Below are 13,264 nucleotides of genomic sequence, written 5' to 3' on the forward strand. Positions count from 1 at the left end.
CAGCATTCCCTGGCACGGACGAAATATCCGCGAGCGTTAGACGATGCCCAGCTCCAACGCCTTGAGCACAGCCCGGGTGCGATCGCGCACGCCAAGCTTGGAAAGAATGTTGGAAACGTGATTTTTCACGGTCCCCTCCGCCACCTTGAGAGAATTGGCAATTTCCTTATTGCTGTAGCCACCGGAGAGCAGGCGCAGGATTTCGGTCTCGCGCTCGGTCAGCGGGTCGGGCTGCTCCAGGCTGGTGAATTGGTTATGGATGCGGCCGACGCCGGCCAACAGGCGCTGGGTCACCATCGGTGCCACCAGCGAGCCACCGTTCGCCACAGTACGTACGGCTTCCACCAACTGCTCCAGCGACACATCTTTGAGCAGGTAGCCACGCGCACCGGCTTTCAATCCCTGCAGCACCAGCTGGTCATCATCGAAAGTGGTGAGAATGATGGTTGGCGGCAGTTCGTTGCGTGCAGACAGCGTCTGCAGCACTTCCAGGCCGCTCATGTTGGGCATGCGCAGGTCAAGCAACACAACATCCGGCTTGATGCGGGGGATGTCTTGCACCGCCTGAACGCCATCGGCACATTCAGCGATAACGCGAATGTCCTCCGCCAGATCAAGCAGGGAACGCACTCCTTGGCGAACCAGATTCTGGTCGTCGACGAGACAAACGGAAATCATCGTGAATCCTCGCAGCTTTGACGGCCCATCACAGGCCACACGCATACAACGACAAACAAAGACGATTGAATCGGCAAACTGGCATTGTTGCAGGGCATCAGGTCAGGCTCAATGCAGGGGGTTCAAAACGTGACGGCGTATGCGCCAGCACGGAAGCTTCGCCCAACGGAAGACGGACATACAAGGCAAAACCCTGCCCTGTTTCGCTTTCCATGGACACATCGCCGCCAAACTCGGCCAATCGCTCGCGCATGCCTGACAAACCGTTGCCCGGGGAGATGGTGGTCGTACCGCGGCCATCGTCCAGCGCGTTCAGGCTCAGCAGGTTTTCATCGTCATAGGCAAACGTCAGCCACAAATTGCGCGCACCGGCATGCTTGGCCGTGTTGGTGATGATTTCCTGCACACAGCGCAGCAGCACCTGGGCCCGACGCGGATCTTCCACACTGAAGCGCGGTGGCGTGCTCAGATGCACAAGCAGGTTGGGCACGCCATCCATCAAGCTTTGCAAGGCCTGAGTAAGGTCGATCGCATCATCCTGGCGCAGCTCGCTGACCGCCTCACGTACATCAGCCAGCAGCAGGCGCGCGGTGTTCTGCGCCTTGCGCACATGCTCGGATGCCGCCTCGTTGCTGAGATGACTGGCGACTTCCAGATTCAAGCTGAGCGCCGTGAGGTGATGGCCAATCAGATCGTGCAGCTCCCGTGCAATACGCATGCGCTCGGCAATGCGGGTCGATTCGGCCAGCAATGCGCGGGTGGCCCGCAATTCGGAATTGAGGCGGCGCTGAGCTTCACGTTCTTCCGCCAGCTGGCTGGCCACCATGGAGGCCACAAAGCCGAGCATGGAAAACGCGGTGTAGATGCTTGCCTGCAGCACGCCCAGAGCGATGCTGTGCTTGAGCTCGTCAGAAGTGGAAAACATCGCAGACAGACACAAGGTCTGAAAGGCGATCCACGCCACGCCAACCCAGAACGGCACCAGCCACGGCAACACCACCGCCACGACCACCAGCAGGATCGCCGAAAGCCCGCTGTGGCTGAACCACCCGACCATCAGTGCAGCCACGGTCATCAGCAGCAGTCCGAACAGCCGCGCCGCCATGTTGGTGCGAGCGCCCAGGTTGTTGGTGATCAGCAGATAAAGAATGCCGAAGATCAGGTAAGACAGGGTCCACAACAGCAAGGCGAAATCGGGGCTGTTGAGCAAATCGAGCCGCTCGGTCGCCCAGTTGGTAAACAACGGCGTACCAATGCACAGGTAGGCGATCAGCCCGGTAATGCGCAAGGCTCGGATGTGATTGAAGTTGGTCATGACCATGGAACGCATCATAGGCCCCTGCCGAGGGGGTGTAATGCGCGGGAAGTCATGACAGGCGACAACGGGCAGTAGCCGAGGTGCTGAGTCCGCTCCGCCTTTTTGCTGCACTTCTATAAGGTGGAGCCGGGCCGGAAAGCTTGCCGTTCGGCCAGGTGCTTACGTTGCTCGCTTCCAACTTCCCGCTTTACAAAGCTTTTACATGCCGCAGCACGGGATGTACGGCCAGATGGCACATGCCATAATGCGCCCTGAGCTGGGCCGTCAGTCGGTCTTCACCAACCACTTCACTGCGGAGCAACGCATGGCCCTTGCCATCCGCGACGTGCGCGAGCACGACCTGGATGCCGTACTGGCGCTCAATAACACCGCCGGACGCTCCATACTCGTCTTGGACGCCGCGCAATTGCGCTACTTCTACGAGCACGCCGATTACTTCCGGGTCGCCGAAATCGACGGCCAGCTGGCTGGATTCCTGATCGCCTTGCGTAACGGCCAGGATTACAGCAGCACCAACTACCAGTGGTTCAGCGAACACTATCCGTCGTTCGTCTACATCGACCGCATCGTCATCGCCAACGCCTTCCGCCGCCACGGCCTGGGCCGCATCTTCTACTGCGATGTGAACAGCTTCGCCGAAGTGCGCGTGCCGCTGCTGACCTGCGAAGTGTTCCTGGAGCCGCCGGATGACGTGGTGGTGCTGTTCCATGGCACCTACGGCTTCCAGGAAGTCGGCCAGCAGCGCATGGGCAAACAGGGCCCTCAAGTGAGCCTGCTCGCCAAGGATCTGCCCAGCTACGCTTTCGTGCGCGACACTTACCTGGAGCACGGCGGCTTGCCCGACCTGCCCTGGTTGGCCGGCCGCACCGCTTTTCTAAACAATGACTCCACCTCGCGCCGCCTCGCCGGAGAGCGGCGCTCATGAATGCAAAGATGGATACAACTGACGCTTGCGATCTGCGTTTCGGTCAGGTCGGCATCGCCTGTGTACGTGTAAAGCGAGTTGATGCGGCCGCGCTGTGTGATGAACTGGAGCGTCGCGTCCGTTCCGCGCCGCAGCTGTTCTCGCGCGCCGCGGTCGTGCTCGACCTCAGCCACCTGCCAAGCCTGCCCGATGACGGTACGGTTGACGCATTACTGGAAGCCGTGCGCAGTGCTGGCATGCTGCCAGTGGGCCTAGCCTATGGCACAAGCGCCACCGAAGCGCTGGCCCAGCGCATGGGTCTGCCGCTGATCGCCAAGTTCCGCGCGGCTTACGAACCTGCAGACGGCGGCAGCGTTGCGCCGCCGGTGCCCAGCCCGACACAAGCGCCCTCCGCACCGGTACGCGAACCGGTTCTGGCCGCGCCCGCTCCCGGCGCCATCCTCGGCGCGCAGTATCACGAAGGCGCGGTGCGCTCGGGCCAACAAGTTTATGCACGCGATCGCGACGTGGTGGTCACCGGTGCGATCGCCAACGGTGCCGAGGTGATCGCCGACGGCAGCATCCATATCTATGGCAGCCTGAAGGGACGGGCCATGGCAGGCGCACAGGGGGACGTGAAGGCACGCATCTTCGTTTCGGATTTTCGTGCCGAATTGGTGGCTATCGCCGGCCATTACCGGGTCTTCGAGCAAATTCCGAAAGACCTGGAGGGCCAGTCTGTGCAATGCTGGCTCGATGGCGAAAAATTGCTGATTGCGCCGTTGAAATAACGGACGCCATTCCCGTAAAACGCCCCACCATTAAAAGAACACCAACGGAGATGAACCCTTGAGTGCTGAGATTATCGTTGTGACGTCCGGTAAGGGAGGCGTCGGCAAGACCACTACCAGCGCATCACTTGCCACCGGCCTGGCCATGCAGGGCAAAAAAGTGGCTGTGATCGACTTCGACGTCGGCTTGCGCAACCTTGATCTGATCATGGGCTGCGAGCGCCGCGTGGTGTACGACTTCGTCAATGTCGTGCACGGCGAGGCCAGCATCAAGCAGGCCCTGATCAAGGACAAGCGCTACGAAAATCTGTATGTGCTCGCTGCCAGCCAGACGCGCGACAAGGACGCACTGACCCAAGAAGGTGTCGAGAAGGTTCTGGACGATCTGGCCAAGGAAGAGTTCGACTACATCATCTGCGACTCGCCGGCCGGCATCGAAAAAGGCGCGCATCTGGCGATGTATTTCGCCGATCACGCCGTGGTGGTGGTCAATCCGGAAGTGTCCTCGGTGCGCGACTCCGACCGCATCCTGGGCCTGCTGGCCAGCAAGACGCGCCGCGCCGAACGCGGCGATGGCGCCATCACCCAGCATCTGCTGCTGACCCGCTACAACCCCGCACGCGTCGAGCAAGGCGAGATGCTCAGCGTGAAGGATGTCGAGGAAATCCTGGGCATCAGCGTCGTCGGCGTGATTCCGGAATCGGAAAACGTGCTCGCTGCATCCAACGCCGGCGTGCCGGTGATCGTGGATGAAAATTCTCACGCCGGGCAGGCCTATCGTGACACCGTGGCCCGCATCCTCGGCGAGACCCGCCCGATGCGCTTTCTTGACGCACCCAAAAAGGGCTTCTTCCAGCGTGTATTCGGAGGCTGATCGCGATGGGTATCCTCGATTTCCTGAAGCGTAAGCCGGAACCTACCGCCGTGGTCGCCAAGGAGCGCCTGCGCATCATCGTCGCGCAAGAACGTTCTACCCGCGGCGCGCCGGATTACCTGCCGCTGCTGCGTAACGAATTGCTCGAGGTCATCAAGAAATACGTCAACGTCGACCTGGAAGCGATCAACATCAATGTCGAGCGCGACAGCGGCCATGAAATATTGGAGCTGTCGGTAGCACTGCCCGATGGCAAGCCCGCAGGCAACCCTGCGACCTGATTGCTTTGCTCCCTCTCCCTTCGGGGAGAGGAGAAGGCTGGGGCGAGTGTCCGTGCTTGCCTCACATCTTCTTGCCGCAGTGAACATCTTTCTGCATCGCACTCAAAGGTCAGTCTTGTCGCAGGATTGACCCCTCACCCCAACCCTCTTCCCGGAGGGGAGAGGGAGCAAATGCCTACGTCCGTCCTTCGCCTCGCCGACATCGACAGCACTGCCATCGAATCCCTGCTCGCCCACTACGGTTTGAGCCTGGTCCGCGTGCCCGAGGGCGAAGCCATTCCCGGCAGCTACTGGGGCGAGGACGAAGCCGGCATCATCGGCAACACGGTGTACGCGCGTGGCGATACGCCGGTGCATTCCCTGTTACATGAAGCCGGCCATCTGATCGTGCTGCCGCCGGAGCGCCGTGTTGAAACGCACACCGACGCCACCGATTCCATCGCCGAGGAAGACGCCGTGTGCTACCTGCAGATCGTGCTGGGGGGCACCCTGCCTGCCGTCGGCAGCGATCGGGTGATGGCGGATATGGATGCCTGGGGTTACACCTTCCGACTCGGCTCGGCCAAGGCGTGGTTCGAACACGACGCGGAGAATGCCCGGGACTGGCTGGTGGAGCACGGGTTGCTGACAGCGGCCGGCGAACCGGTATAGTCGCCGTCGCCCAACCGCCATGAAACCCCTCCTGTGCTGAAGAACACGCGCTACTACGACCCGATCAACGACTTCCGCCGCAGGGTGGCACGCCGGCTTATGCGCACGGTGTTCGGCAGTCATGGGCAACCGACATCCGAACCGCTGCCGGACAAGGGGATATACCGGATCCTGGTCTGTCACGTGAGCCACAGCCTGGGCAATACGTTGTTGCTCACACCGCTGCTGTCGGAACTGGAGAGAATCTATCCGGCGGCCGAGATCGACATTCTTACGCGCAGTCCGATCGCCAACGATGTGTACGGCCACTTCTTCAGCGTGCAGCGCATCTTCCGGTTGCCGGCGCACGGTGTCGGCCATCCATTCCAGTTTTTCGGCACGCTGCGGCGTATGCGCAAAATCCGCTACGACCTGGCGATCGATGCCGATCCGCTATCGCAAACCGGTCGCTTGCTGACGCTGCTGTCCAATTCAAACTACACGCTTGGCTTCAGCAGTCCGAAGAAGCATGGCGAAATCACCCATGCCGTGCCGTTGCCTGACAACCTGGAAAGCAAGGGACGCCGCCCGGTGTATCTGCTGCGCAGCGCGATAGGCCGCGACACCCAAGCGGACTATCCCGTTCCGGACATCCGCCTTGCACAGAGCGAACGCACACAGGGCCGCGAGACGCTGATGCGCTCCCTGGCCGCCAGCGGCATCACGTCCATTGGCCGCGGCCTGATCGGCATCTTCGCCAATGCCACCGGCCCCAAGCTGTTGGGCGAAGCATGGTGGACGCGCTTTATCAGTGTGCTGGAAGCGCAATACCCGGAGCATCGGATCGTGGAAATCCTGCCTGCTTCCGGCGAATCGATGCTCAGCTCGCGCTATCCCGCGTATTACTCCAGCGATCTGCGCAAGATCGCCAGCGTATTGTCCGGCCTGGACGTCTATATCAGTGCTGATTGCGGCATCATGCATCTGGCCTGCGCATCGGATGTACCCACGATGGGCATCTTTACGGCCACCAATGCCAATGAGTGGGGGCCCTATGGCGCTGGCCGTCATGTCATCGCCGCGTACGGCAAGGAACCCGAAGAAGTGGCGCAAATGATTGCCGCCATGCCAGAGCTGACCGGCCGCACGGGCTGAGGCTCCGCCCCTCCCTCCCCAACCTACCAACCCGTTGTCGCATCGGCTAGCATGCCAAACATGAGGGAGATGGCATGCCTCCCGTTCTCCAAGGCCTGCGCTTATGCAGAATGTTCTTGTGGAACAAACCACCGAAAGGTTGATGATGCCTGCACCACCGGTTTCCGGCGGCGCAGGCGTGCCTGTGTTGCCGTGGAGCCGACCTATTGCGTCGAACCATTGCAGTCAGGAGACAACACTACGTGAGCATGACCGGATTTCTCGCCGTCGGATTGGGCGGCGCCTTGGGATGCTGGATGCGCTGGATACTGGGCATCCTCCTGAACCCCATCTTCCCCACCCTGCCCCTGGGCACCCTCGCGGCCAATCTGATCGGCGGTCTGGCCATGGGTTGCATGATGGGTATCTTCGAGCACTTTCAAACGCTGCCGCCGGAGATGCGGCTGTTCGTGATGACAGGCTTCCTGGGTGGCCTGACCACCTTCTCCACCTTCTCCGCCGAAGCGGACACGCTGCTGCTGCGTGGGCAATACCTTTGGTTCGGCACGCATGTGGCCGTACATCTTTTGGGCAGCCTGACGATGACCATTTTCGGCATCTTCCTCACGCGCGGCCTGTTGCGCCATTGAAACGGAGTCGATCGCCATGAGTTTTGAAACGTCGTTCGACAACGGCTCCACCCAAGGCGTTTTTCTGCGCTTCTACACGCACGTCCATGCGCGGCACGACGGCTTGCTGATTTCCGAATGGCTATTGGAACTGGCCAAGCGCCATAAGCTGGGTGGCGGCTCCGTATTTCGCGCCATAGCTGGATTCGGCCGGCATGGCGTGTTGCACCATGAGGCGTTCTTCGAGCTTGCCGACGACCTTCCGGAAAAAATTGAATTCCTGCTCAGCGAACCCAATGCTCAGACACTGCTGCGATTGGTACGCGAAGCAAATGTTGATCTCGTCTATGCATGGTCGCCGGTACATTTCGGCATCTTGGGCAAAGAAGGAAAAGGATGAGTCAGGATTCTTTGAGACAACGCGCCGCCGAACTGCTGGAAACGGCGGGCATACATATCGATGGGCCGTCCCCGACGGACATCCACGTTCAAGACGATCAACTTTATGCACGCGTCTTTGCACATGGATCGCTCGGGCTGGGTGAAGCCTACATGGATGGCTGGTGGGATGCCGGCGATCTTCCCGGCTTCTTCACCCGCGTCTTGTCCAGTCATGTGGATGAGCACCTGAAAACGCTCGATACGCTGATCGCGCATCTCAAGGCACGCTTCATCAACCTGCAACGCGGCCAGCATGCGTTCGAGATCGGCAAGGCGCACTACGATCGCGGTAATGATCTGTTCAAGGCCATGCTGGGCAAATATATGGTGTATTCCTGCGGCTACTGGGCCCAGGCCACTAATCTGGATGATGCGCAGGAAGCCAAGCTCGACCTGATCTGCCGCAAGCTGCAGCTGAAGCCCGGCATGCGCGTGCTCGACATCGGCTGCGGCTGGGGCGAAGCGCTAAAGTTTGCCGCCGAGCGTTACGGCGTGAGCGGTGTCGGCATTACCGTCTCCAACGAACAGACCGAACTGGCACGCGAACTATGCCAGGGGCTCCCCATCGAGATTCGCCTGCAGGACTACCGCGAACTGGACGAGCCCTTCGATGCGATCATGTCGATCGGCATGTTCGAGCACGTGGGTGTGAAGAATTACCGGGAGTATTTCGAGGTGGCGCGCCGCTGCCTGAAAGACGACGGACTATTCCTCTTGCACAGCATCGGCAGCAACCATGCGCCGAGCCGTCCCGATCCGTGGATCGAGAAATACATTTTCCCCAACTCCATGATTCCCGCCGCCAGCCAGGTTGCCACCGCATTGGAAGGTCTGTTCGTGGTGGAAGACTGGCACAACTTCGGCGCGGATTACGATCGCACACTGACCGCATGGCGTGACAATTTCGATGCCGCATGGCCAGCGCTTTCAGCTCGTTACGACGAGCGTTTCCGCCGCATGTGGCATTTCTACCTGGCAGTATCGGCTGCCGTCTTTCGCAGCCGGCGCGACCAGCTCTGGCAGCTCACCCTGAGTCCGCACGGTGTGCCCGGCGGCTATCGCGTACCCCGTTGATCGGATCCTAAAACATCATGCCCATGCGCCGTCGGTTTCTTTTGCTGCTGTCGTGCCTGTTCCTGCTATGCGGCAATGCTGTGGCGCATCCTGCGCTATGGCAAGCCAAAGTGGGAAACAGCACGGTGTATCTGTTTGGCACCGTGCATTTGTTGCCGAACGATACCAACTGGCGCTTCCCGGCACTCGATCAGGCACTGGCACAAAGCCAGTCGCTGTATATCGAACTGACCGATGACGATCAGGCGAGCATGGCAGCACTCGTGTTGCGCTATGGCATCGACTCGGCGCATCCGCTTTCCACGCAACTCAACGAAAGCGACAACGCCGCGCTCGCCAAAGCCGCGCAACTGGCTGGCCTGCCCGGAGGCGCCACCACGCTGCAACCCATGAAACCCTGGCTGGCGGCACTGACCTTGTCCGTGGCGCCCCTGCTGAAGGCTGGCCTCGATCCGGCCGAAGGTGTGGACAAGCAGCTCAAAGCGCAAATGATCCATGCCGGCAAACCCGTGCTTGGTCTGGAAACGGCGGAACAGCAGATCCAGTTTCTCGCTGACCTTTCCACGCCGATACAGATCGCCTTTCTGCGCGACACCTTGCGCGACATCGACAAAGACAAAGAAGAGCTATTGAAGTTGGTCGACGCCTGGAAACAGGGTGATGTTGCCGCCATCGCCAAGCTGGAAAACGACGAATTGAAAGACCAGGAACCTGCGCTTTACCAGGAGCTACTGGTGCAGCGGAACAGCACCTGGGCAGGCAAGATCCGGGACATGCTGAAGCAGCCGGGTACGGTGTTTATGGCGGTTGGCGCAGCACATCTGGCCGGACCTGACAGCGTGCAGGCACAACTGGCGAAGATGGGGATTGTTGTGCAGCAAGATTAGGCGCTGTTTCCGAAAAAGTAGCGCTCACTATCGGTGCAGATCTTGCCCCAACGTCATTCCGGCCTTCGCCGGAATGACGCTGAAGAAGTGGCAAACATCACGAATGGAGCGGACGCCAGCAGCCCGCCACAAACTCAATCAAACGTCGCCGTATAAGCCTTCGGCTTCCACGGCTGCCGCGGCATATGGATGGTGTACGAATCCATCTTGCCCAGATCCGTCGACTTCGCCGTCAATGCCGTGCCATTGAACGCCACGTCAATGCGATAGACATGTCCAGCCTGTACATTGTCAATCTTCAGCCACGGACGATTGATCAAATGCGAGTTGGACAGCGTGAGCTTGATCACCTGCGCACCAGGAAGGATGCGCACCCACGGGGTCTTGCCACCGTTCAACTTCTCCCAGGTGTTCCTCTCGTTGACACTGGTGATGCCGCAGATGAACCCCGGCTGCTCGGCGCATACCACCAAGGCGGTATCGGATTTGGGGTGATTCTTGTCCGAATAGCCCAGCAAAGGCCGGTGGCCCGCAAAGAACACGCAACCGGTGACCAGGACGCAGGCCACGGCAACTGCGGCAGTACGTAGAAAGTGCATGGTTCGGCCCGCGACAAGAATCGCCGCATTCTAGCCTAAGGCCGCTGCCATCTGGCACCATCTCTCCCGCCCGCGGCGCCCCTATGCGCCCAGATGATCAACCCCATGAACTTGCAAGCCAATTACGAACAGATCCCGCTCAAGGAATACGCTGAGCGGGCCTACCTCGATTACTCGATGTACGTGGTGCTGGACCGCGCCCTGCCCTTCGTAGGCGACGGTCTCAAGCCCGTACAGCGACGCATCATCTACGCCATGAGCGAGCTTGGCTTGGCCTCCAGCGCCAAACCGAAGAAATCCGCACGTACCGTGGGTGACGTGATCGGTAAATTCCACCCGCACGGTGACAGCGCTTGCTACGAAGCCATGGTGCTGATGGCGCAGCCGTTCTCGTACCGCTACCCGCTGATCGACGGCCAGGGCAACTTCGGTTCGCCGGATGATCCCAAGAGCTTCGCGGCGATGCGTTACACCGAGTCCAAGCTCAACCCGATTGCCGAAGTGCTGTTGGCCGAGCTGGGCCAGGGCACGGTGGACTGGGTCGCGAACTTCGACGGCACACTGGAAGAACCCAGCTGGCTACCGGCCCGTCTGCCGCATGTGCTGCTGAACGGTTCCATGGGTATTGCGGTGGGTATGGCCACGGATATCCCACCGCACAATCTGCGTGAAATCGCCAGCGCCTGCATCCGCTTGCTGGACGATCCGGACGCCACCATCGCGGATCTTTGCGAACACGTGCGCGGCCCGGACTACCCCACCGAAGCGGAAATCATCACGCCTCGCAATGAACTGATGGCGATGTACCAAAGCGGTGGCGGCTCGATCCGTGCCCGCGCCATCTACACGCGCGAAGACAGCAATATCGTCATCACCGCGCTGCCTCATCAGGTCAGCCCCTCGAAGATCCTCGAGCAGATCGCCGCACAAATGCGCGCGAAGAAACTGCCGATGATCGAAGACTTGCGCGACGAATCCGATCACGAAAACCCGATCCGCCTGGTGATCGTACCGCGCTCGAACCGCGTCGATGCGGACGAGATGATGCAGCACCTGTTCGCCACCACGGATCTGGAAAAGAGCTTCCGCGTCAACCTCAACATGATCGGCCTGGATGGCCGCCCGCAAGTGAAGGATCTCAAGCGCATCCTCACCGAGTGGCTGAGCTTCCGCATCGACACGGTCACGCGCCGCCTCAATCACCGTCTGGCTAAGGTCGAACGCCGCCTGCACTTGTTGGAAGGTTTGCGCATCGCCTACCTCAATCTGGATGAGGTGATCCGCATCGTCCGCACCGAGGACGAACCCAAGCCAGTGCTGATGGCGCGCTTCAAGCTCAGCGAAGAACAAACCGACTACATCCTCGAAACCAAGCTGCGTCAGCTGGCACGCCTCGAGGAAATGAAGATCAATGCCGAGCGCGACCAGTTGGAAGAAGAACGCGCCAAGATCAACGTACTGCTGAAGTCGCCGGCCAAGCTCAAGGGCTTGATCAAGGAAGAGTTGCGCGCCGACGCCACCAAGTTCGGCGACGATCGCCGCTCGCCGCTGGTGCAACGCGAAGCCGCTCAAGCATTGGACGAAAGTGCCTTGGTCGCCAGCGAACCGGTCACCGTGGTGCTGAGCCAGAAGGGTTGGATCCGCGCGGCCAAGGGCCACGACGTCGACGCCGAAGGCCTCTCTTACCGCGAAGGCGACAGCATGCTCGCGACGGTGAAGACGCGCACCACGCAACAAGTTGCGGTGATCGACTCCACTGGCCGCAGTTACTCCACGCCAGCGCATACCCTGCCCTCGGCACGCGGCAACGGTGAACCACTGACCGGACGTTTCACCCCACCGGCCGGCGCACGCTTTGACGCCATTGCCGCAGGCGACAACGACACCCGCCTGATACTGGCCACCGACTTCGGTTACGGCTTCGTCACCCGGTTCGAAGCGCTCACCGGACGCAACAAGGCCGGCAAGCAGATCATCACGCTCGGCGATGGCGCACGTGTGCTCGCTCCCCAGGTCAGTGCCGATCCTTCACGCGATCGCATCGTGGTCGTGACCACCGAAGGCCACCTGTTGATGTTCTCGGTGGCAGAACTGCCGGAACTCGACAAGGGCAAAGGCAACAAGCTGGTCGAAATTCCGAAATCGAAACTCAGCAGCGGCGACGAGCGTGTCGCCGGCGTCGCCGTGGTGACCGAGGGCAAGGGTGAAGTGACCTTGTTCGCGGGTCAACGCAAGCTGACCCTGAAATGGGCAGATCTGGTCGAATACGGCGGCAACCGCGCTACGCGTGGCGGTGTACTGCCGCGTGGCCTGCGTCGCGTGGAGCGGATCGAGACGACGGGTTGAAAGGAACTTCATTAGACCGCAAGTCGTCCAACAGGCGTGTGCACGGCAAGGCATTGCCGTGCGTTATGCGCGTGATGAAACCTGGAGCACCTATGAACAGACGAGCCATCACCGCCCTGGCGACCAGCTTGCTGATGACCGCTGCGTGGGCGCAAACGGCCAGTCAGCCGCTGAATCTCAAACTACCCGCCAACACGCCTTATCCGGGGACAAGCGCTAACACGGCTCAGCCGGCCCATTCATCCACCGCTGTGCCCAATCCGAGCGCGGTGACGATCAATGGCCAAACCCCCTCTGCCGCCACCCCGGGCGTCTACTACGGCGATACCAGCGGCACCCGCGGCAATCGGTCCTCCGCCAGCGCCCCGGCCTGCGATGACTCCACTTACAACCAGCCCCAGGTCCACGGCGACGTGGGCATGGGGGTGGTCACTGGCAGTCATATGCCTTCGGGCTCCTATCAGTCCGGCAATGTCAGCGTCGTCCAGAACACGGGAAGCTGCGACCATCCGACCGGTGCCGTGGGTATTTCCATCGGTGTGAGCCGCTTTGGCACATTCGGCAGTGGCGGGTTCGGACATTGAGCCTGAACGCCCTCCCCCTGCGGGAGGGTGTTAAAAAAGCACCGAAAGCACGTGGAAAGCCTCACTCTCCAGACTACTTGGCTGGTTCCGCCCT

General features: G+C 60.7%; 15 protein-coding genes and 1 riboswitch. Of the genes, 12 read left to right on the top strand and 3 right to left on the bottom strand.

All coding sequences use genetic code 11. The annotated features are described in order from the left end of the window. Window positions 1–36 precede the first annotated feature (36 nt). Window positions 37–678, bottom strand: coding sequence for a response regulator (locus ISN74_RS13950; RefSeq protein ID WP_188799810.1), 642 nt, complete (start codon window positions 676–678; stop codon window positions 37–39). Window positions 679–775: 97 nt separating this feature from the next. Continuing rightward, window positions 776–2,011 carry a sensor histidine kinase gene (locus ISN74_RS13955; RefSeq protein WP_188799811.1) on the bottom strand — a complete coding sequence of 412 codons (1,236 nt, stop codon included), beginning with the start codon at window positions 2,009–2,011 and terminating at the stop codon, window positions 776–778. 289 nt (window positions 2,012–2,300) lie between these two features. Between ISN74_RS13955 and ISN74_RS13960 the strand changes: the two genes are divergently transcribed. From ISN74_RS13960 to ISN74_RS14005, 10 genes are all read left to right on the top strand, one after another. Beyond that, entirely contained in the window at window positions 2,301–2,921 is a 621-nt protein-coding gene (locus ISN74_RS13960) for a GNAT family N-acetyltransferase (protein ID WP_188800648.1), read from the top strand. Then, window positions 2,918–3,691 (top strand): septum site-determining protein MinC, encoded by a 774-nt coding sequence (minC, locus tag ISN74_RS13965; protein ID WP_188799812.1) that lies wholly within the window; start codon window positions 2,918–2,920, stop codon window positions 3,689–3,691. The genes ISN74_RS13960 and minC overlap by 4 nt, the downstream gene beginning before the upstream one ends. Before the next feature lie 58 nt (window positions 3,692–3,749). Next, on the top strand, window positions 3,750–4,565 hold the full coding sequence (gene minD / locus ISN74_RS13970) for a septum site-determining protein MinD (protein WP_188799813.1): 816 nt from the start codon (window positions 3,750–3,752) through the stop codon (window positions 4,563–4,565). Window positions 4,566–4,570: 5 nt separating this feature from the next. After that, on the top strand, window positions 4,571–4,846 hold the full coding sequence (minE, locus tag ISN74_RS13975; RefSeq protein WP_188799814.1) for a cell division topological specificity factor MinE: 276 nt from the start codon (window positions 4,571–4,573) through the stop codon (window positions 4,844–4,846). Between the two features lie 171 nt (window positions 4,847–5,017). Continuing rightward, entirely contained in the window at window positions 5,018–5,497 is a 480-nt protein-coding gene (locus tag ISN74_RS13980) for a hypothetical protein (protein WP_188799815.1), read from the top strand. A 33-nt stretch (window positions 5,498–5,530) separates the two neighbouring features. Next, entirely contained in the window at window positions 5,531–6,631 is a 1,101-nt protein-coding gene (locus tag ISN74_RS13985) for a glycosyltransferase family 9 protein (protein ID WP_188799816.1), read from the top strand. Window positions 6,632–6,687: 56 nt separating this feature from the next. Continuing rightward, window positions 6,688–6,790: riboswitch (Fluoride riboswitch) on the top strand. Between the two features lie 83 nt (window positions 6,791–6,873). Next, on the top strand, window positions 6,874–7,260 hold the full coding sequence (gene crcB, locus ISN74_RS13990; protein WP_188799817.1) for a fluoride efflux transporter CrcB: 387 nt from the start codon (window positions 6,874–6,876) through the stop codon (window positions 7,258–7,260). A gap of 16 nt (window positions 7,261–7,276) precedes the next feature. After that, window positions 7,277–7,639: a DUF190 domain-containing protein gene (locus ISN74_RS13995; protein WP_188799818.1), complete on the top strand. Its 363-nt coding sequence runs from the start codon at window positions 7,277–7,279 to the stop codon at window positions 7,637–7,639. Then, a complete protein-coding gene (gene cfa / locus ISN74_RS14000; RefSeq protein WP_188799819.1) occupies window positions 7,636–8,754 on the top strand; it encodes a cyclopropane fatty acyl phospholipid synthase in 1,119 nt (372 codons plus the stop codon). Before ISN74_RS13995 ends, cfa begins: the two co-directional genes overlap by 4 nt. A 17-nt stretch (window positions 8,755–8,771) precedes the next feature. Beyond that, complete coding sequence (locus ISN74_RS14005) at window positions 8,772–9,641, top strand: TraB/GumN family protein (RefSeq protein WP_308420765.1); 870 nt, start codon at window positions 8,772–8,774, stop codon at window positions 9,639–9,641. Between the two features lie 134 nt (window positions 9,642–9,775). On the opposite strand, the gene ISN74_RS14010 is transcribed toward ISN74_RS14005, so the two are convergent. Next, window positions 9,776–10,240, bottom strand: coding sequence for a hypothetical protein (locus ISN74_RS14010; protein WP_188799820.1), 465 nt, complete (start codon window positions 10,238–10,240; stop codon window positions 9,776–9,778). Between the two features lie 105 nt (window positions 10,241–10,345). Here ISN74_RS14010 and parC point away from each other — a divergent pair, with 105 nt between their 5' ends. Both parC and ISN74_RS14020 read left to right on the top strand, forming a co-directional pair. Next, window positions 10,346–12,586, top strand: a complete 2,241-nt coding sequence (gene parC / locus ISN74_RS14015) for a DNA topoisomerase IV subunit A (protein ID WP_188799821.1) — start codon at window positions 10,346–10,348, stop codon at window positions 12,584–12,586. 92 nt (window positions 12,587–12,678) lie between these two features. Next, window positions 12,679–13,170: a superantigen-like protein SSL4 gene (locus tag ISN74_RS14020; protein ID WP_188799822.1), complete on the top strand. Its 492-nt coding sequence runs from the start codon at window positions 12,679–12,681 to the stop codon at window positions 13,168–13,170. The last annotated feature ends 94 nt before the right edge of the window (window positions 13,171–13,264 follow it).

It is taken from the genome of Dyella caseinilytica (genome assembly GCF_016865235.1).
GTDB lineage: Bacteria > Pseudomonadota > Gammaproteobacteria > Xanthomonadales > Rhodanobacteraceae > Dyella_B > Dyella_B caseinilytica.